Origin of the sequence: Myxococcus llanfairpwllgwyngyllgogerychwyrndrobwllllantysiliogogogochensis (assembly GCF_006636215.1) — a bacterium.
Lineage (GTDB): Bacteria > Myxococcota > Myxococcia > Myxococcales > Myxococcaceae > Myxococcus > Myxococcus llanfairpwllgwyngyllgogerychwyrndrobwllllantysiliogogogochensis.
The window spans coordinates 14,809-37,615 of the sequence record NZ_VIFM01000093.1 but is presented as its reverse complement, the minus strand read 5'-3'; the positions used below and the strand labels follow the sequence as shown (position 1 = coordinate 37,615).

At 67.9% G+C, this 22,807-nt stretch carries 16 protein-coding genes; 8 read left to right on the top strand and 8 right to left on the bottom strand.

The features are described from left to right. The 3 genes from FJV41_RS22910 to FJV41_RS22900 all read left to right on the top strand — a co-directional run. A partial coding sequence (locus FJV41_RS22910) for a DNA/RNA non-specific endonuclease (protein WP_181790852.1) occupies window positions 1-292 on the top strand: 292 nt, incomplete at its 5' end. 700 nt (window positions 293-992) lie between these two features. Further along, window positions 993-1,712: an SDR family oxidoreductase gene (locus FJV41_RS22905; protein WP_141644657.1), complete on the top strand. Its 720-nt coding sequence runs from the start codon at window positions 993-995 to the stop codon at window positions 1,710-1,712. 14 nt (window positions 1,713-1,726) lie between these two features. Then, window positions 1,727-2,254 carry a lipocalin-like domain-containing protein gene (locus tag FJV41_RS22900; RefSeq protein WP_220137884.1) on the top strand — a complete coding sequence of 176 codons (528 nt, stop codon included), beginning with the start codon at window positions 1,727-1,729 and terminating at the stop codon, window positions 2,252-2,254. An 87-nt stretch (window positions 2,255-2,341) separates the two neighbouring features. Here the strand turns inward: FJV41_RS22900 and FJV41_RS22895 are convergent, their stop codons facing one another. Further along, window positions 2,342-2,785, bottom strand: a complete 444-nt coding sequence (locus FJV41_RS22895) for a hypothetical protein (RefSeq protein ID WP_141644656.1) — start codon at window positions 2,783-2,785, stop codon at window positions 2,342-2,344. A gap of 757 nt (window positions 2,786-3,542) precedes the next feature. Here FJV41_RS22895 and FJV41_RS22890 point away from each other — a divergent pair. Beyond that, the gene (locus tag FJV41_RS22890) at window positions 3,543-5,339 is read left to right on the top strand and encodes a matrixin family metalloprotease (RefSeq protein WP_141644655.1); all 1,797 of its coding nucleotides are present in this window, start codon (window positions 3,543-3,545) and stop codon (window positions 5,337-5,339) included. A 93-nt stretch (window positions 5,340-5,432) separates the two neighbouring features. Here the strand turns inward: FJV41_RS22890 and FJV41_RS22885 are convergent, their stop codons facing one another. The 3 genes from FJV41_RS22885 to FJV41_RS22875 form a co-directional block, all read right to left on the bottom strand. Further along, window positions 5,433-6,143 carry a hypothetical protein gene (locus FJV41_RS22885; RefSeq protein ID WP_141644654.1) on the bottom strand — a complete coding sequence of 237 codons (711 nt, stop codon included), beginning with the start codon at window positions 6,141-6,143 and terminating at the stop codon, window positions 5,433-5,435. A 112-nt stretch (window positions 6,144-6,255) separates the two neighbouring features. Next, window positions 6,256-7,320, bottom strand: coding sequence for a HEAT repeat domain-containing protein (locus FJV41_RS54630; RefSeq protein WP_181790850.1), 1,065 nt, complete (start codon window positions 7,318-7,320; stop codon window positions 6,256-6,258). A 90-nt stretch (window positions 7,321-7,410) separates the two neighbouring features. Next, a complete protein-coding gene (locus FJV41_RS22875; protein WP_141644652.1) occupies window positions 7,411-8,292 on the bottom strand; it encodes a helix-turn-helix domain-containing protein in 882 nt (293 codons plus the stop codon). A 139-nt stretch (window positions 8,293-8,431) separates the two neighbouring features. On the opposite strand from FJV41_RS22875, the gene FJV41_RS22870 reads away from it, so the two are divergent. Beyond that, window positions 8,432-9,328, top strand: coding sequence for a Xaa-Pro aminopeptidase (locus FJV41_RS22870; RefSeq protein WP_246137360.1), 897 nt, complete (start codon window positions 8,432-8,434; stop codon window positions 9,326-9,328). 91 nt (window positions 9,329-9,419) lie between these two features. On the opposite strand, the gene FJV41_RS22865 is transcribed toward FJV41_RS22870, so the two are convergent. Next, window positions 9,420-10,952, bottom strand: coding sequence for a TolB-like translocation protein (locus FJV41_RS22865; RefSeq protein ID WP_141644650.1), 1,533 nt, complete (start codon window positions 10,950-10,952; stop codon window positions 9,420-9,422). A gap of 129 nt (window positions 10,953-11,081) precedes the next feature. Further along, a complete protein-coding gene (locus FJV41_RS22860; protein WP_246137359.1) occupies window positions 11,082-12,620 on the bottom strand; it encodes a lactonase family protein in 1,539 nt (512 codons plus the stop codon). Window positions 12,621-13,220: 600 nt separating this feature from the next. Between FJV41_RS22860 and FJV41_RS22855 the strand changes: the two genes are divergently transcribed. Beyond that, a complete protein-coding gene (locus FJV41_RS22855; protein ID WP_141644649.1) occupies window positions 13,221-14,387 on the top strand; it encodes an FIST signal transduction protein in 1,167 nt (388 codons plus the stop codon). 7 nt (window positions 14,388-14,394) lie between these two features. Then, window positions 14,395-16,992 (top strand): PAS domain-containing sensor histidine kinase, encoded by a 2,598-nt coding sequence (locus tag FJV41_RS22850; protein ID WP_246137358.1) that lies wholly within the window; start codon window positions 14,395-14,397, stop codon window positions 16,990-16,992. 199 nt (window positions 16,993-17,191) lie between these two features. Here the strand turns inward: FJV41_RS22850 and FJV41_RS22845 are convergent, their stop codons facing one another. Further along, complete coding sequence (locus FJV41_RS22845) at window positions 17,192-20,455, bottom strand: RCC1 domain-containing protein (RefSeq protein ID WP_246137357.1); 3,264 nt, start codon at window positions 20,453-20,455, stop codon at window positions 17,192-17,194. 583 nt (window positions 20,456-21,038) lie between these two features. Here FJV41_RS22845 and FJV41_RS53810 point away from each other — a divergent pair. Then, the gene (locus tag FJV41_RS53810; protein WP_246137356.1) at window positions 21,039-21,668 is read left to right on the top strand and encodes a LysM peptidoglycan-binding domain-containing protein; all 630 of its coding nucleotides are present in this window, start codon (window positions 21,039-21,041) and stop codon (window positions 21,666-21,668) included. Window positions 21,669-21,686: 18 nt separating this feature from the next. Here the strand turns inward: FJV41_RS53810 and FJV41_RS22830 are convergent, their stop codons facing one another. Beyond that, the gene (locus FJV41_RS22830; protein ID WP_141644647.1) at window positions 21,687-22,661 is read right to left on the bottom strand and encodes an AraC family transcriptional regulator; all 975 of its coding nucleotides are present in this window, start codon (window positions 22,659-22,661) and stop codon (window positions 21,687-21,689) included. Window positions 22,662-22,807: the final 146 nt, after the last annotated feature.

Here is a 22,807-nt window from a genome sequence, read left to right as displayed (position 1 = left end):
GGCGAACCTGGTGCCTCAGGATGCCAACTTCAACCGTGGCAACTGGGTGCAGCTCGAGAACAAGATGGCCAAGTGCGGAAGCCTTCCGAGCGGCCGTATCCGCTACACCATCGGCGCGAACTACCCGAACTCCACCACGCTCATCCCCAACAACATGACGATGGAGCTCAGGAACCAGTCCTCGGGCGCCAGCGTGTCCCTGTCCTTTTCGAACACGGACGGCGGCGGCACGAGCGGCACGGCCACGCGGACCCGGGGCGTGGACTGGCTGACCAGCCAGGGCTGCAACTGAGCAGACCGTCGCAGTCGGACGCTATTCGCGCGCTTCACAACCGCGCGCAGGGAAGTCTGGTGTGCAGGCACCCTCCCGCGACACGCACGGGGGGGTGCTCGGAGCGAACGCGGTGGGACGGACATCGGCGAGGGCCGTGAGGACTGACGCCGTGTCGAGCGCCACCCTCTGAGTGCCGGGCGAGGCGCGGACCCCTGGGGACGATGCGTCCGAGGGGGCCGCGCCACAGCCCGTGTTGCTCGGCGACAGCAGCGCGAGGCCCGTGAGGCAGAGGGAATACAGCGCGCAGTCGACGACGTGTCGCAGGAGATGCACCGAGGCAGGTCTTTCGCGAGAGGAACCGCGGCCCGGTGCAAGTGGAGCGCCACGCGGCCTCCCGTCAGGTGTCGTACAGGCAGGTCCTCGCGTCGCGTGCGCGAGGGACGCAGCGCGCAGGCAGGGCGTTCCTCCAGGACGCACACCTCCCGCGATGTGACAAAGCCGCCCTCTGACGGGAGCGGCCGGCCAGGACATGCGCCGGGCCACGCACGCCACAAGAACGACTCTCCGTGCTGGTACCTGTCCCTGGCGGAAGTCCGCGACGGCGCCGCCCGAAACGAGCGCCATGAAACCCCATTGACAGGTTACGGATTCTCGAACATACCTCCGCTCGTAACCTTCTTATCGGGTTACGGAGTTCATCCGACGCGGAGGCGCACCCATGCAGTTGGAAGGCAGGAAGGTGATTGTCGTTGGGGCTGGCTCAGGCATCGGCCGGGGCGTGGCCATCGCGGCGTCCGAGGCGGGCGCCCACGTGGTGCTGGCGGGCCGCAAGCGCGAGACACTGGAGGCCACCTCGGAGTTGATGAAGGGCCCCCGAGAGGTCCGTGTCCTGGATGCCACGGTGGAAGCAGAGGTGGCGGCCTTCTGTGAAGGGGTGGGCTCCTTCGACCATCTGGTGAGCACCGTGAGCCAGGGCGCCGTCGGACCCCTCTCCGGACTGGGCGCCGCCGCCATCGAGCGAGCCTTCGCCGCGAAGCTCTGGGCTCCCCTCTTCCTGGTGAAACATGCCGCGCCGCGCATCTCCCCGGAGGGCTCCTTCACCTTCTTCTCCGGGTTCCGCGCCTGGAAGCCCGCTGTCGGCACCTCCATCACCAGCCTGGTCAATGGAGGGCTCGAAGCCTTCACCAAGGCCATGGCCGTGGAGCTGGCACCGGTGCGGCTCAACGCCATCTCTCCGGGCGTGGTGGACTCCGGCTCCTTCTGGGACCGGCTCGGCGCCGAGGCCCGCGAGCGGCTCTTCGCGGACTACGCCAGCAAGGCTCCTGCCCGCCGCGTGGGGAGGACGGAGGACCTGGCGGCCGCCACCCTCTTCGCCATGACCAACCCCTTCCTCACCGGCACCGTCCTCAGCGTGGACGGCGGCGGGGTGCTGATGTGAACGGACGAAACCCGATGACTCGAAGCCCATTGCGCGCCCTCCCCACCGTGTCCCTGCTGCTCCTGGCGGTGTTGCTCCCCTCACGAGAGGCGGACGCCGGGGAGAAGTCCTTCAAGGAGCAACTCGTCGGGTCCTGGACGCTCGTCCTGGTCGACAACGTGCTCCCGGATGGGAAACGCGTGCAGCTCTACGGTGCCGAGCCCCAGGGCCTCCTCATGTTCGATGGCCGGGGACGCTACTCCATCCAGATCCTCCGAGCGGGACGCGCCCGGTTCGCATCCAGCGACAAGAACCAGGGGACACCGGAGGAGAATCAGGCCACCGTGCGCGGGACCAACTCCCACTTCGGCCGGTACTCGGTGAACGAGGTGGAGCACACCGTCACCTTCCACATCGACCACGCCTCGTTCCCGAACTGGGAGGGAACGCAGCAGCGGCGCACCTTCACGCTGACGGGCGACGAGCTGAAGTACATCGTCCCCGCGCCGACGACCGGTGGAACGGGCGCCGTCGGCGAGGTGAAGTGGAGACGCGCGAAGTAGCCGCGACGCCCGCGAGCACCCTCCCCTTTTCGTCCCGGGGGCCTGCCTCTGGACCAGCAGGTGGCGAGTTCCCGCCGATGAGGCGTGTCAGCCGACCAGGAGGCGAGGCTGATCGACGAGGTGCTCCGTGTTGGACTCGTTGCTCGACCGCTCCCGCCTCGCGTTGGGGCGGCGGGCCACGACAGGGGCGCTCCCGCCGAGCCAGTCCCACTTCTCTCCGTCCCAGAGCTGCTCGCGCCAGGTGAGCTGTGCAGCGGCCTCGCGCGCCTTGTCTCCGTGCGCGATGAGCGCCCAGCCCGCGCGTGACTGCTTGCACTCACCACTCTTGAACTTGAGCAGGCGGCGGTGCCCCAGGGCTTCCTCGCGGTCCGCGTCCCAGAGCGCCTGCTGCTTGCCGCCCGGCCCCTCGTAGTCCACGCCGTTCCACTCACACCAGGCGATGACGTCCTTGAGCCGGACCAGCTTCGCGCTCCTCGACAGCGAGAGTTCCGTCACGGCCGCCACGAGGAGGCCTGGGGAGATGACACGCATGGAAGAAGCCCCGTTGCAGGTCAGCGAATGCAGCCAACCTACTGCGGCGGTATAGGTGGAAGGTCCATGGCGACTCCATGCCTTTGTCATGGTTCTGTCATGGCGCACTGAGCGCTTGACTCACGGCGTTGAAATCAGCGCGCGGCGTCATCGCACGACGCACTCCGACAGGGCCCGCGAGCCCCCACTGCCGGTGGCACCTGCGCGCAGCGAGGGTGAGGGCCGGACTGGTGGCACAGGCCGAACACACCTGGAGTCCACGAGCCATCCGCGGCCCCCGTCCTCTCGGAGTGGTGGCTGGAACCGACTCAAGCGGTGACGGGCTGTCTGCCAAAAGGCGTGCGCTCACGGGCTTCAATCGAAGACTGTGATTGCCCATCTCCCTGCCCTTCCTGGATACCCTCCGCATCCACTGACCGGGTCGGGCCCCTCTGGGGTGTTCCCATCCTCGGCACGAAGACGGTGAGGGCTGCCTGAGACGGTGGGTGAGTTCATGGGGGCTCGAAGGACTCGGACGGAGACTCGGGGCGAACCCCACGAGAACGAGGGACTGTCACTTTCATGGAGTGCTAGCATTCGCCGCCGCCGCGCCGCCAAGGCTCGCACTCCCTCCCGCGTCATGAGCTGGCGCTGGGAGTCAGGTGGGGTCCTGGCGCGCTTCGAGGGTGGGGACTGAATGAGCACAGGTCGTGTGATGGGATTCGAGGCGCGTTGCGCCCTGCTTGCGGTATGGGTCTGTGTCCTGGGGGTGTCGTGTGTGAAGCGCCCCGTGGACTACGCGCGGGAACATGCACAGACCCTCGCGCCAGCGAAGCTGGAGACTTCGTCGCAGTCCTCGGCGGGTCCGGTTCGGAAGGTTCGGGTCCGCGTCTACGCGGATGCGGACTACCGGGAACAGGTGATTCGCTGGCGAAGCAGCATCGTGTCCCAGTTGCAACGCGCGAGCGCGGTGGTGCGAGGGCCGCTGGGCGTTGTCTTCGAACTCGAGTCGACGCGCGAGTGGGCGCATCGCGGCGTCGAGGGCGAGCTGGAGGGCTCCCTGGCCGCGCTGGAGCTGGCGGACCCGGGTGAGGACGTGGACCTGGTGGTGGGCTTCGTCTCCTCGCTCAAGTTCTTCTCCTCCGCGCAGCATGAGCTGGGCATGGCCCGGATGTTCGGGCGCCACTGTGTGCTGCGCGAGATGGGAAACCCGGAGGAGGTCCGCGCCATGATGGAAGCGCTGATCCACCTGCCGGCGGACGAACAGCAGACGCTCTACCAGCAGCGCAAGGCGCACAAGGAGACGTCCGTCTTCCTCCATGAGTGGGCGCACACGCTGGGGGCCTTCCACGTGCGCAGCTCGCACTGGATGATGTTCCCGAGCTACGCGCCGAATCAGGCGGCCTTCGCGTCGCAGACCCTGGCGTTGCTCGCCACCAGCCTTCGCCATGCGTCCGCGGGTCGTCGAGATGACGAAGCCGCGCGGGCCTGGGCGACCGAGCTGGGTGGGCAACTGGCCTCGACGACCTCACCGGACTGGGAAGGTCCGGAGAAGCAGGCCGTGGTCGACTGGCTCGCGAAGGTCCGCGAAGGCAAGGCGCCGCTGGTCCAGCACGAGCCCAAGACGACCCTGTCGCCGGACGACCGGCGTCGGCTCAACGAAATCCTCGCGCTCGAAAAAGAGGGGCGCGTCGAGGTCGCCGCCCAGCAGATGGAGCCCCTCGCGCGACGCTACCCGGAGGACGCCCACCTCCAAGGTCTGGCCTGCTACCTGGACACGCGGGTCGCCCCCAAGCTGCCGGCGACCCGCGAGAAGTGCGAGTCCGCCGCCGAGAAGTTCCCCGACCAGGCCGCCGCCCTGCTTCAGCTCGCCGTCCTGGAGCTCCACCAGGAGCGGCACCTGGAGGCGCAAGGCCACCTCGTGCGCGCGCGGCAGCGGATGGAGGCAAACCCAGGAACGCCGCCAGAAGCCTGGGGAGACCTCGCGGCGCTCTTCAAGCAGTCCTCCGCGCTCACCTGGGCCGAGCAGGCCACCCAGAAGATGGGCAATGGGTCCCGGACCGAGCCGTTGCGGACGTGGGCTCTGCAGACGCGACGATGGATGGCGCTGCCGGTCGATGCGACCGTGAGCGGTGTCGCGGTGGAGCGGGAGGGAGAGCTCATCCGCGCGGTGAAGGACGTCGAGGTGTACCTGGACAAGGGGCCGGCGACGAAGGCGCAGGCGCGGCTCGCCTGGCTGAAGCGGGAGTTCCCGCGCGCGGCGGTGCAGCACGTACTCGACTGCGAGGTCCACATGCGCGCGGGCAGGTCGGGGCCCGCGCGAGCGGCATGTCGGCGGGCGGTGGCCGCGCACGAGGAGGCGGTGCAGGCGCACTTCATCCTCGGCTGGCTGGCCTCCACGTCCGGCCCTCGCGAGGAAGCACGGACACACCTGGAGCGCGTCGTGACGTTGGAGCCCCAGCACATGGAGGCGTGGCGACTCCTGGCGGACCAGTACCGTGCCGTGGGGATGACGGAAGCGCTGAAGTCGCTCCAGGGGCGGTATCGCGAGCGGTTCTCCCAGGAGCTGCGCTGACGCGCGACGCGCCGATAGAAAGCGGAAGCGGGCCCGGCTGGCGTTCCAACAGGACGCCCCGGGCCCGCGGTGTTTCCTGGCGCCAGCGCCGGGCTACGGAGTTCCGGGCACCGTGAAGGCGAAGCGGATGTACTGCGAGTTGGTGCTGGAGCTATGGGCGACGCAGCTCCGAGCCACGCTCGACGCGGGAATCGCGATGTTGAGCTGCTGCGTGTCGGAGTACGTCACCGTGGCGCTCACCGGCGAGCCATTGCAGACAATCTGCCCCACCGAGAACCCGTTGACGCAGCTGAGCGAGTTGAAGCTCGCCGTCCCGATGCTCGGGTTCGAGCTGGTGAAGGTGGAGTAGTAGAGCTCCAGGTAGTGCAGGCCTCCCGCCGCGCCCCGGTCCACCGCGCTCCCCACCGGAAGGGCGGCACAGGGACACCCCTGGGGACTGGTGTTGGACTGGCACTGCGTCGCGTTGACCGTTCCCCCACCGCAGAAGCCGCAGCTCAGGTTGCAGACGAACGCGATGGCGGAGAAGCCCGCGGGGCACCCCAGCCCGCATTGCGTGATGGTTCCGCAGTTGGGCGTCACCGCGCACGTCGTCGCGTTCGAGTTGTTGAAGTTGCAGGCCAGCGCGCCACAGGCGAAGCGATCACAGTAATAGGCCGTGGGATGCTGCCCAGGCGGACAGCCAATGCCACAGATGGCCTGCTCGGAGCTCTCCTCGAAGGACGCCTCGTCCTCCAGGTCGGACTCGGTGCCGACACAGCCCACCAGGAGAGACGCCAACAGGACACAGCCAAGGGACTTGAACATGGGTGCCTTTCCGCGCGAACGCGAAGGACGCCCGTTCAGTCAATCCCAGCCCGAGCGCCTTAATTCAAATTTATCATGAAATTCAGGCATTCTCCGCTGGAAGGCATTTCCATCAAGCGTTGCGAGGGAGCAGCTCATGGAGGGCCTCGGCGACGAGCCCCTTCGCGCCCCGCGCCGCCGCCGCCAGCGTGTCGCGGATGCGGCCGAGGGTGGCGGGCTCCACGCCCTCCAGCGCGCTGAGCGCGGCGCCGACCTTGTCCGGGTTCTCGGCGGACGCCAGTTGGGCTGCCAGGAGCGAGGCAGCCTCCTGGGGAGGAGCCCCGACGCGCAGCAGGGCCACGGCGGCGCAGGCAGCCACCGCGGGGCTCTCATCCTGGAGGCGCTTGCGCAGCGCGGCCACGGTGGACAGCGAGGACAGGCGCCCCAGGCCCAGCAGGGACACCGCCTCCAGGCGGACGGGCGGCTGGGGGTCCTCGGCCGTCTTCAGCAAGACGGGCTCCAGGGAGGCCAGCTCCGGGGCGGGCTTGCCCTCACGGCGGCCCTCTTCCACCAGGCTCCGGAGCGAGGTCAGCGCCAGGTACTGCCGCGTCCCCTCCGCCCGGCTCACCTGGTCGAACAACGCGGGCAGGGCCACCTCCGGCGCGGCGGAGGCGAGCGAGCCCAGCGACTCCAGCGCGGCCCCCGCCACGGACTCCGAGTCGTCCAACACCGTGAGCAGGCGAGGAAGCAACGACACCGCCGCCTTGCCCACGCGGCCCACACAGCCCGCGGCGACTCGACGGACCGAGGCCTTCGCGTGGCCCAGGGCTCCCTCCAGCGCGCTCAGCGGCAACGGGGCTGCCCGGTAGAGGTTCGCGATGAGCAGCGCCGCTTCATCCAGCTCGGGCGCATCAACGTCGATTCGAGCCACCGCGGTCAGCACCGCCTCCAGCGCGGGCTCGGCCAGTTGCACCTGCGGCGGCCACCAGGACGTCTGGAGCAGGCGGAGGATGGGACCCTGGGCGGCCGAGCCCGCCCGGGCCAGCTCCTTCACCAGCAGTTGTGCCGCTCGCTCCCGGACCGCCTCATCGTCCGCACAGAGCGCCTCGCCCAGCACTTCGAGTGCCGCCGCCACGTCGTTCGGGTTCGAGGTGGAAAGGCGGGACACCCACTCATCCAGGGGACGGACACGGTTCACCAAGGCTCCTCGAAGAGAATCACCCGGGTGGTACCACGGGCGGGTGCGCCGAGGGTGCCAACCGTTCCCTGGCGGCGACGGGACTGTCCGTCAATCCCCGGCACGCGAGCGATAGGCGCGAGGCGAGACGCCGAACGCTCGCGTGAAGCTCGCCGTGAAGTGGGACAGGTCACCGAAGCCGGCCTCCAGGGCGACGTCAGTGACTCGAGCGCGCGTCATCCGCAGGGCCGCCGCCGCCGCTCGAAGCCTCGTGGCGATGACGAACTGTCGAGGCGTCTGCCCTGTCATCGCCCGGAACACGCGCAGGAAGTGGAAGCTCGCGAGCCCCGCGACGTGGGCCAGGGTCTCCAGGGAACAGTCCTCCGCGCTGTGGGTCTCGATGTAGCGCAGGCTCCGCGCAATCCGGCGCGCCTGTGGCTCCGAGACCGCCAGCGACGCCTCCCCCGGCTCACACCCCAGCGTCAGCGCCGTCCCCATCACCGTCAGCGCCGCCTCTCGCAGGGCCTCTGGTTCTCCACTCGCCAGGGCGTGATGCGTGAGCAGGACGGCCTCCGCCGAGGCGACCGAAGCGGGGATGCAGACCCGCGCGAAGGGATGCTCGACATGCGCGTGGCGCCCCAGCGAACGCAATGCATCCTCCAACAGCGACTCCGAACAGTCGAACACGATGGAGCGGTCTCCCCCATCATCGACATGTCGGTACTCGTACGGGGCGGAGCGGTTTCCCAGCAGCAATGCTCCGGGACCCACCACGGCGGCCCCCTCGCGAGCACGGACGTGGAAGACGCCTGACAACACCACGCTGATCCGGACGCGAGGATGCTGCCCGCCGAAGGCAGGGCTCCCCGCGCCCTCCTGACAGACACAGTCCCTGACGTCGAAGGCCTCACCCTGCCCGAGCAGGTGATAGCCACCAGGGCGCCCGGGCAGCGTGGACGGAGCCGACGCAAGATTCCCAAAGTTTCGCCTCATGCCCGGATGCTACCGCTGACCTCCCAACGACGGAATGCACGTCCAGGAGGGACTGACGATGACCGGAAGGCAGTGGATGCAAGGGGTTCTCGGAGTGCTGAGCCTCACGACGCTGGCATGTGGCGCCCATTCAGGAAGCATGGCGACGCCTCGCGCCGCCTGTACGCCCGAGCTCTACGGCGCGGGCCTCTTCACCACGGGCGCCTGGGACTTCTTCATGGCCTTCTCGCCAGACCAGCGCCGCGTCCTCTTCGGGAGGGCCGACGACAGCTTCGAGCGGTACACGATGTACGAGACGCGGCTCGGGGACGACGGGGTCTGGTCTCGCCCCGTGCTCCCTCGCTTCGCGGACCAGTGGAGCAACGCGGATCCCCACCTGTCGCCCGATGGGCGCACCGTGTACTTCATCTCCAATCGTCCCCAGCCCGGCGAGCCCGGTCCGCGCGCGTCGTATGACATCTGGGCCGCGTCCCTGGGCACGAACGGCGAATGGGAAGACGCGCGAAGACTGCCCGCGCCCGTCAATGACGCGAGCCTCGACGAGTGGTCACCCGCGGTCGCCACCAACGGCAATCTCTACTTCGGAGGCGAGCGCGTGGGCACCCTCGGAGGGAGCGATCTCTGGGTCTCCCGTTGGGTCGACGGCGCATACCAACCGCCAGAGAACCTGGGCGCGGCCATCAACTCCACGGTCCACGAGCTGGAGCCCTGGATTGCTCCGGACGAGAGCTATCTGCTCTTCAGCGCCCTGCGACGCGCGGACGGGCTGGGAGGGTACGATTTGTTCCTCAGCCGCCGGGTGAATGGCACCTGGGAGCCCGCGAGGCGCCTCTGCGAAGGGCTGAACACGCGCGCCAGTGAGTACAACCACAGCGTGTCTCCCGACGGGAGGTGGCTCTACTTCAGCAGCACCCGCCCCTTCACGGGGGACGTCGGCGAGCGCTTCGATACGCCTCGGGACGAGGGCTCGCTCAAAGGCATCGGGGGCGGCACCGGGGACATGTACCGCATCCCCATGAGCGAGCTGGGGCTGTAGGTCAGTCCTTCGGGCATGGGCCAGGGTGAAGCACTGACGAATGAGGCGGCCTCCTCGGAAGGAAGCCGCCTCGCAGCCATGCGCCGTATTCCTACGGCAACGCGCTCGCAGGCAGCTCGACCACGTACGAATCGATGTCCGTGTCGCTGCCGTTGCCCCAGTTGGAGTTGAAGAGCACCCGCGTGAAGTCACGGTTGACGCTGGCGACAGGCTCCGTCCAGTAGCCGTTCGAGGCGGTGCGGTGGTGCGCGAGCGTGTAGACCGTCGGATTGGCCTTGAGCTGCACGGCCATCACCTTGCGATGCAGCCACTGCTGGGCGCCACCGTAGTCGGCATAGGTGCTGACCACCACCCAGCCGGGTTTGGCGAACGCCTTGCCGGAGATGTGCAACGCCGTCGCGGTGCCGCTCACGTACGTTGGGAACAGCGCCGTGCGAACACCCGTGCGAATGTTCAGCATGAACACGTCGCCCGCGTTCGACTGGTAGTCGACGGCCACGAAGATGTCGTCGCCATTGGCATCCAGCGCGATGTCCGAGTGCTCGGACTTCGACAGCAGCTGGGTCCTCGCGCTGAAGTCGCGCGAGAACGCCGCCGTGCCCCGCGCCCCGTCGCCAGACACCACGCAGTAGTTCCCACTGGGGGACATGCTCACGTGGTCGGGACGCTCGCCCAGCGTGTCATATGTGCCCAGGATGGTGTTCGTGTCGCGGTCCCAGGTGAACACGCCCACGCTGCTCCAGTCGCTCGTGTCGACCATGAAGCACCAGTAGCGACCATCCGCCGAGGGAGAGCCCTCCGACTTCGTCCAGGCCGCGTTCGCCGTCGGCCACCGGGCCTTCAACCGCGCGGCGAAGTCCCCCACGACGCGGGTCGCCCCGGTCGTGACGTTCAGCTCGTGGAGCTTCATGCCAACGCCGTTGGTGGGCAGGTAGTACAGCAGATCCGGGTTCGTCGGGTGCCACTGCGGCTCCGCGTCCCCAGCCGGACCCGACAGCTGCTTCAGCCGCGCGCGGGTGTTGGCGTCGTACACATGCCAGGCCCCATCCAGGGCGTAGACCAGCTGCTTCGTGTTGTTCGCGTTGAAGGCCTGACGCCGCGAGTAGTCGTTTCGAGCAAAGCCGGAGACGCCATCCGCGGCGTGGTCGGTGGTCCGTACGAGACACGTCTTGTACGTGGGCTCCGTCACCGCGACGCCCTTGGCGGGCTCCGCCAAGGTGGGAATCGGGTGGGCCTGACGAACGCTGGAGAGCGCGAACCCCGAGGGATAGAACGTGGCACACGCGGGGCTGAGCTCCGGCACCGGCACGGGCTGCGTCTTGCGCTGGCACGTCTTGAACTTGCCGGGCGCCGGGTCCGGATTGAAGAAGCAATACACACTGCCCGCGGCCAGCTCCTTTGTCACCCAGGTCTCGCCGAGTCCGAACCGGACGGTCGACGGCTGGGTCAGCGTGAACGACTGATACTGGTTCGCGACTGTCTCCCATCCCTCCGGAGCGAGCGTCGAGTCGACCGCCGCAGGGAGTGGGCCGGGAGGCACACCGCCCTCGTCCGCTCCGTCGCCGCAGCCCACCAACGCCAGACACACCAATGCCATCACGTCATGCTTCAAGGCAGAACTCATGTTGAACGCTCCTCATTGAGTGGAGACCACGGCACCGCGCCACGCGCGGACACGCATGGGTCATGGATTCGGATGGGAAAGCGGGCCCCCTACCCGCTCGAGCACGGGGGCCCCAAGTGCGCCGCGTCGTTACTGCAGCGCGTTCGCCGGCAGCTCGACCACGTACGTGTCGACGTCCGTATCGCTGCCGTTGCCCCAGTTGGAGTTGAAGACCACCCGCGTGAAGTCGCGGTTGACGCTGGCGACGGGCGTCGTCCAGTAGCCGTTCGGCGAGGAGCGGTGGTGCGCGAGCGTGTAGACCGTCGGATTGGCCTTGAGCTGCACGGCCAGCAGCTTGCGGTGCAGCCACTGCAGTGAGCCACCACCGTCGGCATAGGTGCTGACCACCACCCAGCCCGGCCTGGCGAACGCCTTGCCCGAGACGTGCAGCGCCGTCGCGGTGCCGCTCAGATAGGTCGCGAACAGCGCCGTGCGCACGCCCGTGCGCAGATTCACCATGAACACGTCGCCTTCGTTGGAGCCGTAGTCGATGGCCACGTAGACATCCTCGCCATTGGCATCCAGCGCGAGGTCCGAGTGCTGGGAGATGCCGAGCAACTGGGTCCTCGTGCTGAAGTCACGCGAGAACGCCGCCGTGCCCCCCGCCCCATCGCCGGACACCACACAGTAGTTCCCGCTGGGGGACATGCTCACGTGGTCGGGCCGGTCGCCGTGGGTGTCGTACATGCCCAGGATGGTGTTGGTGTCGCGGTCCCAGGTGAATACGCCCGCGCTCACCCAGTCCGTCGCATCGACCATGAAGCACCAGTAGCGACCATCCGCCGAGGGGGAACCTTCCGCCTTCGTCCAGGCCGCCATCGCGGCCGGCCACCGGGCCTTCAACCGCGCGCCGAAGTCACCCACGACGCGGGTCGCCCCGGTCGCGACGTTCAGCTCGTGGAGCTTCATCCCAATGCCATTGGTGGGCAGGTAGTACAGCAGGTCAGGGTTCGTCGGGTGCCATTGCGGCTCCGCGTCCCCGGCCGGCCCCGACAGTTGCTTCAGTCGCGCGCGGGTGTTCGCGTCATACACGTGCCAGTACCCGTCGAGGGCATACACCAGTTGCTTCGTGCTGTTCGAGTTGAAGGCCTGACGGCGGGAGTAGTCGTTCCGAGCAAAGCCGGAGACGCCGTCGGCGGTATGGTCCGTGGCGCGTACGAGACACGTCTTGTAGGTCGGCTCCGAAACAGCGACACCCTTCGCGGGCTTCGCCAATGCGGGAACGGCGGGGGCCTGACGAGCGCTGGAGAGCGCGAAACCCGAGGGGTAGAACGTGGCACACGCGGGGCTGAGCGCCGGCTCCGGCACCGGGTTCTGCTGCGTCTTGCGCTGGCACGTCTTGAACTTGCCGGGCGCCGGGTCCGGATTGAAGAAGCAATACACACTGCCCGCAGCCAGCTCCTTCGTCACCCAGGTCTCGCCGAGTCCAAACCGGACGGTCGAGGGCTGGGTCAGCGTGAACGACTGATACTGATTCGCGACCGTCTCCCAGCCCTCCGGGGCGATCGTCGAGTCGACCACTTCAGGGATGGATTCTGCAGGCACGCCGCCCTCGGGCACCGCGTCTCCGCAGCCCATCAAGGCGAGACACACCAACGCCACCGCGTTGCACTTCGAATCAGGATTCACGTTGAGTTCTCCTCGTTGTTTCAACTTCGAAACTTCGATGAGACTATTCGTGAATAATTCGATCTTCAAGTCTTAGCTGTTTTTCTTGTATTATGAGATATGTGTTGTTTCACTCTGCGAAATGACTGTAATTGCCGCCGTGAGACGGGATGCCCGGCGCGACCCTCCGGTTGTGCAACCTGAATCGCAAAGCAAGCGTCAGACCAACCAGGGGGCGCACCCCACCCCTGTGAAAACAGGTCGCTCATGCCCGGTGCGACAGGCTCATGGGGTGGACTGATCCCCCCAGACTGCCGGGTGGTCCCCTCATTCTCGGCCCCGGCGGCGACACCGGCACGCACGGAACCGCGAATTGCGTCTGACGCGATGTTTACAGCATGCGCATACCAATAGTTCCTGAGCTGCATCTAGACAGGGATGACGCTCCAGCAGGCCGGTCCGCCACCAGAACCGTCCGGAGAGTGGGAGTGCCACCACGGGCCCGCCTGGCCGGCTGGCGTCCTCCGCACCACCCTGGTCGGCACCAGCCTTCCAGGCGAGGCATGCGAAGCCGCCGGGACCTGCAAGCGCGCTCGCGAATGAATATCGATTCCAGAGCCCATGTGGATCCAGATCGGAAAGAGCAACTCACCCGATTGCGAAGCCGCCGCCCATGAAGCCATCCAGGAGGCACTTCGCGAAGGGGATGACGCGCGCTTCGCCCTCGTCCTGTGCACGGACCAGTACGACGCGGCATCCCTGGCGTCCGCGGTTCAGCGGGAGCTGGGGGATATTCCCTGGGCCGGGTGCAGCGCGGCGGGCGTCTTCGCGGGAGCCGAGTTGTTGCTCCAAGGGCTGGTGGTCGCGCTCTTCCGAGGGAAGGACTTCCAGGTGGGCGTGGGAATGGGCGGGCCCGTCAGCGAGGCCCCCAGGCTGGCCGGGCGCTCCGCGGTGGCGCAAGCCGTCGGAAAGCTGCCCCCCAAGCCCCCCGAACATCGGCGCGCGTTGATCATCCTCCCAGACGCGCTCAGCGGAAACCCCACCGAGGTCGTACGAGGGGCTCAGCAGGAAGCAGGCGCGGGCATCGGCTGGGTGGGTGGCGGCGCTGGCAACAACCTCCAACTCGTCAAGGCGGCCCAGTTCACCGAGGGCCAGGCCTACCGGGACCAGGTGGTGGTGATTGCCCTCGACACCCTGGCCCCCATCGGCGTCGGGATTCAGCATGGGTGGCATCCGTACGGCCCACCCACCCAGGTCACGAAGGCCCGAGGAGCGACCGCCGTCGAGCTCGAGTACGAGTGCGCGTTCGAGGTCTACCGGCGCACCGCCGCGAGTCGGGGAGACGTGCTCGACGTGAAGGGCTTCGCCCGCTTCGCGATGACCCACCCGCTGGGGATTCCCCAGGCCAATGGGGAGTTCGTGATTCGAGACCCGCTCGCCGTCGAGCCCGACGGCGCTGTCCGCTGCGTCGCCGAGGTTCCGGACGGCTCGCTGGTCCGGGTGATGGAGGGCGAGCGCGCGGAACTGCTCGACGCCGCGGCCCGCGCCGCCACCCTGGCGCGGGAAGCCACCTCAGGCGCGCTGGGCGGCGCGGTGGTGTTCGATTGCATCTCCCGGTACCACATCCTGGGCGAGGAGTTCCGCGACGAACTGGCGCGCTTCCAGGATGCACTCGGGGAGGACACCCCGGTCGTGGGCTGCCTCACGCTCGGCGAGGTGGGGGCCCTGGGGGGAGGCGTTCCACAGTTCCACAACAAGACGGCGGTGGTGCTCGCCCTTCCGGGGTGATGGACCCATGCGGGACATGGTGGACCACGAGGCGAACACGGACCAGAAGCTCACCGAGGAGCGCCTCGCGCTCCTGAGTGTGCTCCAGGAACTCACCGTCGCGGCGCTCGACCTGTTCGATCCGAACAAGTCCGCGGACACCTTCCTGGACCGTCTCGCGGAGCGCTTGAGCTGCACCGTGGCCCTCTGGCTCCAGGAGGATGCGCGGGGGCGGGTCCATCTGCTGGGCGCGAGCGGCCTCTCCGCCGCCTCCCGCCGCCTGCCGATTCCGGGTCCCCTGGAGCAGCCCCTGGCGCCATGCCCCGCCTCGGTGGACCTGCCCTACCCGGAGCTGACCTCGCCGGAACTCGCGTGCTGGTCCGTGCCCGTCATCCCCGGAACGACAGACGCGGGACGCGACTCCAGCGTGCTCCTGCTGTACTTCGACCAGGAGCCTCGGCTGCCGCGCCAGTACCGGGGCATGGTGGAGCGCCTCGGCGGCGTCCTCCGCACCGCGCTCATCCACCGGCGACTCTTCGCGCGCACCCTGGACAGCGAGCGCGACCTCCACCAACAAAAGACGCTGTGGGAGTCCCTGAGCGAAGCCTCCGTCGAGGGCATCCTGATCTCCTCCCCTGGCGGCGGGACGCTCACGCACAACCGCCGCTTCGCGCAGATGTGGGGACTGGAAGAAGACATTCAATCCGCCTCTCGCGAGGCCTTGCTCCGCGCGATGGCGGAGCGCGTGGAAGAGCCCGCACGGTTCACCGCGCGCTCCCGCGCCTTCTCCGAACACGAGAACGCGTCGGGACAGGACGAACTGCGGCTCAAGGATGGCCGGGTGTTCGAGCAGTACAACGCCCCGGTGGTGAGCGAGGACGGTGTCTATTATGGGAGGGCCGTCTACTTCCGGGACATCACCGCTCGACAGCGCACGGAGCGGGAGCTCCAACGTGAGCGCGATTTCAGCTCCGCGGTCCTGGATACGGCTCGCGCGCTGGTGATTGTGCTGGATCCGGAAGGACGCATCGTCCGCTTCAACCGGGCGTGCCAGGAGGTGACGGGCTTCTCCTTCGAGGAGCTCCGTGGTGCGTATTTCTGGAAGCGACTCCAGCCTCCCGAGGAAGCCGCGCGCGTCGAGACGGACTTCGCCGTGCTGGCCTCGGGCATGGGGAACGAACAATACGAGAGCTTCTGGCTGACGCGGGACGGAGAGCGGCGTCTCATCTCCTGGGCCAGCAACGTGCTGCGTGGCGAGACGGGAGAGATTGAGTATGTCATTGGCACCGGCATCGACATCACCGAGCAGCGCCGGGCCGAGCAGGAGCGCGACCAGACGTTCCAACGCGAGCAGCAGGCGCGCGCTCGGGCCGAGGAGCAGGAAGGAAAGTCCGCGTTCCTGGCGGCGGCCTCCGGAATGCTCGCCGGCTCGCTTGCCCCCGAGGACTCCTTGCGGAGCGTGGCGGAGCTGACCGTCCAGCGGTTCGCTGACTGGTGTGCGTTCGATCTCCTGGAGCCGGATCACACGGTCCGGCGAATCACGCAGGCCCAATCCGAAGCGCTTCTCGCCAGGTCCCCGGCAAAGGTCGCTCTGGTGCCACCCGACCTCAAGGCCGCGCAGGGCCCTGGCAAGGTGCTGCGCACCGGCGAGCCGGCGTTCTTCCCGATGGGGGACACCTCGGCGCCCTCGGGAGACGTCCCGTTCCGGTCCTGGATTTCGGTGCCACTGCTCGCCCGGGGCCGGACGCTCGGCGCGCTCACCCTCGCCCGCGAGTGCGAGGGCTGCCAGTACGGCCCGGCGTCGCTGGTCCTCGCCCAGGAGCTTGCCCGCCGCGCGGCGATGGCCGTGGACAATGCCCGGCTCTATCAGCAGGCCCAGACGGCGGTCGGCCTGCGCGATGAGTTCCTCTCCATTGCGTCCCACGAGCTGAAGACCCCGGTGACGTCCCTTCAACTGTCCGTGCAGGGCCTGCTGCGCCTCTCCCGGCTGGGGACGCTCCGTGCCGCGCCGATGGAAACCGTGGCCCACTCGCTCGAAACCATTGAGCGACAGGCGAAGCGGATGGCCAAGCTCGTGACCACGCTGCTCGATGTCTCGCGCATCCATGCGGGGCGGCTCGACCTCGAGCTCGAAGAGGTGGACCTCGCGGCGCTGGTCCGCGACATCGCGGCGCGCTTCGCCCCCGAGCTGGCCACCTCGGGAGCCCGGCTTCGAGTGCATGCCGACACGCCGATGCCTGGCGTGTGGGACCGCTCACGGCTCGATCAAATCGTCACCAACCTGCTCGCCAACGCCATCAAGTACGGCGAAGGAAGGCCCATCGACATCGTGGTCGAAGGCAACGCCGCGACAGCGCTGCTGGAAGTGAGGGACCAGGGAATTGGAATCCCACCGGAGCGACAGACACGAATCTTCCGCGCCTTCGAGCGTGCGGTGTCGTCGCGACATTACGGAGGTCTGGGATTGGGCCTCCACATCGTGAGCCAGCTCGTCGAAAGGCTGGGAGGGTCGGTTCGGGTCGAGAGCGAGGCCGGGCGTGGGTCCACCTTCACGGTGGAGCTTCCGCGTCAGGGCCCTCCCGTGCCCCCGTTCACCGCGAGCCGTGGGGCGCCAGACCGTGTCTGACGGATGCAGGTGGCGCAAGTAGGAGAAGATGCGCGCCACCTGCACCATGGAGCGGGTGTGGCACGTCGCTACGGCAGTCGTGGGCCAGGTGCCCGGCGCACGCGGTCCCTCGACTCCCGAGGTCAGCATGCACCTTTCCTCCGGTTGCCCCCAGACGGTTGGGGGCCTCGGCAAGGGCGCGGGGATGCAAGCAGGCGCGTCACCAAACCTGTATTGGCGACAGCCTGACGGTCGGGAGACCAGTGCCGACCTGGTCGTAGTTGTTGGAGCCAAAGCCCTTCAACACTCCGTCCGCCGAAACGGCGAGGGAGTGCTCTGTACCTCCATGAAGGGCCACCACACCAACCAACCCAGGAACCTGGATGGGTACCAGTCGTCGGGTGGTCGTGGCGTCGCCCAGCTGGCCATAGTTGTTGTTGCCCCAGGCCCAGACGCCACCATCCGCCCTCATGGTCAGTGAGTGGGCACTTCCGCATTTCACGGTTCTGGCGTTCGAGATTCCCAATACCCGCGTGGGCACCAATCGTTGGGCAGTCGTGCCGTCGCCCAACTGGCCAGAAGCGTTCGAGCCCCAAGCCCAGATGGTGCCATCCGCTTTCAGCGCAAGCGTGTGGTTGTCACCCGCCGCGAGGGCCGTCACGCCGGTGAGGCCCGGGACCTGCGTGGGCGCGAGTCGTTGGGTGGTCGTGCCGTCGCCAAGCTGGCCCCAGGAGTTGTTGCCCCAGGCCCAGACGGTGCCATCCGCCCTCAGCGCCAGGGAGTGGGAGGCGCCCGCCGCCAAGGCCGCGACGGCGATGAGGCCCGGTACTTGAGTGGGCACCAGGCGGCGGGTGGTGGTGCCATCGCCCAACGTGCCGGCGAAGTTGTCTCCCCAGGCCCAGACGGTGCCATCCGCCTTCAGCACGAGCGCGTGGCCGCCGCCCTCCGCCAGTGCCGCTACGCCGGTGAGGCCCGGTACCCGCGTGGGCACCAATCGTTGGGTAGTCGTGCCGTCGCCTAGCTGGCCCCCGGAGTTCCAGCCCCACCCCCAGACTGTTCCATCCTCCTTCAGCGCCCGCGAGTGGTAGTTGCCTGCCGCCACGGCTGCCACGTCTGCAAGGTTCAGTACCTGCGTGGGCATCAGTCGTTGGGTAGTCGTGCCGTCGCCAAGCTGGCCATAGGTGTTCGAACCCCAGGCCCATACGGTGCCGTCTGCTTTTCGGACCAAGGAGAAACGACTACCCGCCAAGCTGCGTCCGCCGCTGAATTGAGCGGTGCTCGGAAGGGTGTGCATCCGTGATGAGCCATCACCTAGTTGGCCATAGTAGTTGCTGCCCCAGGCCCAGACGGCGCCGTCCTCCTTCAACGCCAGCGTGTGATGGTCACCCGCCACAAGGGCCATCACGCCGGTGAGGCCTGGAACCTGCGTGGGCACCAGGCGGTCGGTGGTCGTGCCGTCGCCAAGCTGGCCATAGGTGTTCGAGCCCCAGGCCCAGACGGTGCCGTCCGCCTTCAACGCAAGCGTGTGATTGTCACCCGCCGCCAGGGCCGTCAGGCCGGTGAGGCCTGGAACCTGCGTAGGCACCAGGCGGTGGGTGTCCGTGCCGTCGCCAAGCTGGCCATAGTAGTTTTTGCCCCAGACCCAGAGGGTGCCGTCCGCCTTCAGCGCCAGGGAGTGCTCGTAACCCGCCGCCAGGGACACCACCCCCGTGAGACCTGGAACCTGCGTGGGCACCAAGCGGTTAGTGGTCGTTCCGTCGCCAATCTGGCCATAGTCGTTGGAGCCCCAGGTCCAGACGGTGCCATCCGCCTTCAGCGCCAGGGAGTGGGTGTAGCCCGCCGCCAGGGCCACCACTCCAGCGAGGCCCGGCACCTGCGTGGGCACCAGTCGGTTGGTGGTGGTGCCATCGCCCAACTGAGCGTAGCCGTTGTGTCCCCAGGCCCAGACGGTGCCATCCGCCTTCAACGCCAGCGAATGGTAGCTGCCTGCCGCCAGGGACACCACGCCAGCGAGGCCCAGTACCTGAGTGGGCACAAGTCGGTTGGTGGCCGTGCCGTCGCCAAGCTGGCCCCAGGAGTTTTCGCCCCACCCCCAGACGGTGCCGTCCGACCTCAACGCCAGCGAAAGGTTCATGGCTGCCGCCAGGGACACCACTCCGGTGAGGCCCGGTACCTGTGTGGGCACCAGTCGGTTGGTGGTGGTGCCATCGCCCAACTGGCCGGAGGAGTTGAACCCCCAGCCCCAGACGGTGCCATCCGGCTTCAACGCCAGCGAATGAGTCTCATGCTGAGCCATTGTCGTTCGCTCGACCAGGCCCATTATCCTCTTCGGCAGCGGGTTGAAGGCGGTCGAGCCGTCTCCCAGCTGCCCTTCCACATTCTGGCCCCACGTCCATACGTCGCCGCTGGCCACCACCGCCACCGAGTGCTGACTGCTCCCTGCCGCCACCGCCACCACGCCCCCCAGTCCCACCGCCTGCACTGGCACCAGCTTCGCCGCCAGTGTCCCGTCGCCGAGCTGGCCGCGCTGGTTTCCACCCCAGGCCCACACCGTCCCGTTCGACTTCAGCACGAGGGAATGCATTTGGGCCGCCAGCACTCCGTCCACGCTTCCAAGGCCCGGCACCTGCTGTGGCACGGAGCGAGAAGTGGTGGTGCCATCGCCCAGCTGACCCGAGGTGTTGGCACCCCACGCCCACACCGTGCCGTCTGCCTTGCGGGCGAGGCAGTGATTGCTGCCAGCCGACAGCCCCGTCACGTTTGAAAGGCCCGGAACTACGGCGGGAAGTAGCCGGAGGGCCGGTGTGTCGTCGCCTAACTGCCCGTTGGCGTTGCTGCCCCACGCCCAGACCGTCCCGTTGGCGTCCATCGCGAGCGAGTGCGCGTTGCCCGCGGCAAGCGCCGTAATCGGGGGCAGGCCCTGCACCAGCACCGGATCGAGGCGGCTGGTGGTGGTGCCGTCTCCTAACTGGCCGGCAGCGTTAAGTCCCCAGGCCCAGACGGTGCCGTCGGACTTCAACGCAAGCGAGTGCAAGTGACCCGCAGCCACCTTCACCACCGCTACCAACGAAGGCACTGCCGCAGGCACCTCTCGCTTGGTGGTGGTGCCATCTCCTAGCTGCCCGTTGGTGTTGCTACCCCACGTCCACACGGTGCCGTCCGACTTCAACGCAAGGGAATGCATGTCGCCGGCACCCACGGCGCTGATGTTCCACAAGCCCCAGGTGCGCACGGGCACCCGTTGGTCCAGGAGACTCCCGTTGCCCAACTGGCCGTGCATGTTGTCGCCCCAGGCCCACACAGTCCCGTCCGAACGCACCGCGAGGGTGTGGTTGCGGCCAGCGGCTACGAGGCCCAGGCGGTTGGCTGCCTCCGCGGCTCTCACTGTGCCCAACTCCTCAAGCGACGACGCGGTGCCCTCCCGACAGCCAGACGCTCCCACCACCGCGAACAACAACCAGACGGCCTTCCATCCAACGCGCATGTTCTGCCGAAGCGGCTCCATTGACATCCCCCAGTGCAATGACATCCCGCACGAGCAGGACAGGATCTGCGCATGAAAGACAAGACCCCACAGGGCCACCTATGACTATTGACTCCCTATGGAGGACAACAACCGGCGCAATTCCTTCCATCAGACACGGTTTGGCGCAGCCTGGATGAGCGGCACCGCGCGTTCTCGGATGTGAGCCGAAAGAAGGCCCTCCGCCGTGGCGTCGAGTCCGCGATGGGCGGCGGGCCCAGCAAGCCAGGCCCCCGTGTCGGCACCCGCATGGGGACGGAGTCCATGTCGGCGCGAGCCCCTCGCCGAAGATCCAGTGGATTCCGCAGTCCCGCATCCTTCGCCACGGCCTCCTGCTCGGGGGAAGCAAGCAAGGCGCCCTCGCCCTCGTCGTCTCGTGCGACCAGGACGTCGAACGGCGGCCACCCCAAGTCAGCCATTCGAGGAATCATGCCCGAAGGGCCGCTTCGCCGGCTGCGGCCCTTGCGAAAAAGTGGGCACCTGTAACCGCCACACCCAGGCGTGCGTACCGAGGACATTCCTCTTCCACATAGGAATCCACCCCATGTCCGCCCTCCACCCCATTCAGCGCGGTGAAACCCTCTCCCAGCTCGCGAACCGCTACCAGACGTCTGTGCAGGCCCTGGCCAAGGCCAACAACATCCAGAATCCCGACCTCATCATCGCGGGCAAGAGCTTGCGGATTCCGGATGGCTTCGACGACAAGCCCCGTCGGGTCGGCCAGATGGACACCTCCAAGCCGAAGGGCTCACGGCCCGAGGAGGACGGCGCCACCCCTGGCGCGACGGCCCGTGGTGGCATCAAGGCGGGCAAGGGATGGGGCGGCTCGGAGGGCGTGGCCGATGCGGGGAAGGCCATCGCCCGGACGCTGGGCATTCCGGTGACGAGCGAGAAGCGCAACGCCCAGCAGACCCAGTCCGCGGGCTCCTCCACGCGTTCGGACCACTACACGGGCAACACGAATGCATACGCCGTGGACTTCGGTGTCCGGGGCGCGAAGGGGGACCAGCTCGCCAGACAGCTCGCCCAGAAGTACGGCATCCCCGAGAGCAACATCGGCACGTTCAACAAGCACACCATCGAGGTCGACGGGAAGAAGTACTCGGTGCAGCTGCTCTGGAAGGTGCCCGACCACTACGACCACGTCCACCTCGGCATCCGCCGCGTGGGTTGAGTCCTACCTGCGCGCGACTCACGCGGACATGCCCAGGGCCGGGAGCGACGTCGCGTCGCCCCTGCGCACGGCTCCAGGTGACACGCCCATGAAGCGCTTGAACGCGCGACTGAAGGCCGCTTCGGACTGATACCCCATGCGCTCCGCGAGCTCGGCCAGCCCGGGGCGCTCCTCCTTCAGCGCCGTATGCGCGACGTACATCCGCCACCGCGCGAGGTAGTGCATGGGCGGCTCGCCCACCATCCGCGTGAAGCGCGCCGAGAACGCCGAACGGGACATCGCGACCCGCGAGGCCAGCGAGGCCACCGTCCACGGACTCGTCGGCTCGCGGTGGATGAGCGCGAGCGCGCGCCCCAGTTCGGGGTCCTGCAGCGCCCCCAACCAGCCCGTGCGCGCACCGGAGCCCTGGGCCATCCACTCTCGGAGCGCCTGGACCACCAGCACGTCCGCGAGCCGGGTGATGACCGTCTCGCCTCCGGGCCTCAACTCCCTCGCCTCGTCGGCGATGAAGCGCAACGTGCTCTGGAGCCAGTCCATGCGGGGTGAGCCTGAAGGCTCCACGCGGATGACGCTCGGCAGCAGCGTGACGAGGTGCCGGGCGGCGGGATGGTCCAAGCGCACGACCCCGCAGATGAGCGTCGTGGGTGTCCCTCCTCCACCGTGCCGCAGGACGGAGTAGCGCTCGCTCACGAGTTCCTCGGGGAGCTCCTCCAGCTTCCGCGTCGGCCCCCCTCGATCGCTCGACACGCGATGCCCCTCTCCATGGGGCAAGAGCACGAACGTGCCCGGCTGGAGCAGTTGGTCTTCCACACCATCGACCTCGAGCCAGCACTGTCCCGACGTCACGACATGGAACATCAGGCTGCCCTTCATCACCGGCAGCGCGAGCCCCCACGGCGCCGTCAGCTCCGAGCGGCAATAGAACGTGCCGCTCATCCGCAGGAAGTGCAGGGCCTCGCCGAGCGAGTCCACCGAGGGCATCAGGTTCTTCATGTCCCGAGTATCCGCCCCACCTTCCCCGTCGTCCACCCCAACCTGGACGAACGAGCATGAATCAGCGACTTCGCATCATTGAGAGTCCTGGCTCGTGCCCCGATATTGGACTCCAGGCAAGCCAATGCCACGGGGCTCAAGGCCCC

Coding starts and splice junctions, on each gene's coding strand:
- FJV41_RS22905 (WP_141644657.1), top strand. CDS start 993: ATGCAGTTGGAAGGCAGGAAGGTGATTGTCGTTGGGGCTGGCTCAGGC.
- FJV41_RS22900 (WP_220137884.1), top strand. CDS start 1,727: ATGACTCGAAGCCCATTGCGCGCCCTCCCCACCGTGTCCCTGCTGCTC.
- FJV41_RS22895 (WP_141644656.1), bottom strand. CDS start 2,785: ATGCGTGTCATCTCCCCAGGCCTCCTCGTGGCGGCCGTGACGGAACTC.
- FJV41_RS22885 (WP_141644654.1), bottom strand. CDS start 6,143: ATGTTCAAGTCCCTTGGCTGTGTCCTGTTGGCGTCTCTCCTGGTGGGC.
- FJV41_RS22875 (WP_141644652.1), bottom strand. CDS start 8,292: ATGAGGCGAAACTTTGGGAATCTTGCGTCGGCTCCGTCCACGCTGCCC.
- FJV41_RS22870 (WP_246137360.1), top strand. CDS start 8,432: ATGGCGACGCCTCGCGCCGCCTGTACGCCCGAGCTCTACGGCGCGGGC.
- FJV41_RS22865 (WP_141644650.1), bottom strand. CDS start 10,952: ATGAGTTCTGCCTTGAAGCATGACGTGATGGCATTGGTGTGTCTGGCG.
- FJV41_RS22855 (WP_141644649.1), top strand. CDS start 13,221: ATGTGGATCCAGATCGGAAAGAGCAACTCACCCGATTGCGAAGCCGCC.
- FJV41_RS22850 (WP_246137358.1), top strand. CDS start 14,395: ATGCGGGACATGGTGGACCACGAGGCGAACACGGACCAGAAGCTCACC.
- FJV41_RS22845 (WP_246137357.1), bottom strand. CDS start 20,455: ATGCGCGTTGGATGGAAGGCCGTCTGGTTGTTGTTCGCGGTGGTGGGA.
- FJV41_RS53810 (WP_246137356.1), top strand. CDS start 21,039: ATGTCCGCCCTCCACCCCATTCAGCGCGGTGAAACCCTCTCCCAGCTC.
- FJV41_RS22830 (WP_141644647.1), bottom strand. CDS start 22,661: ATGAAGAACCTGATGCCCTCGGTGGACTCGCTCGGCGAGGCCCTGCAC.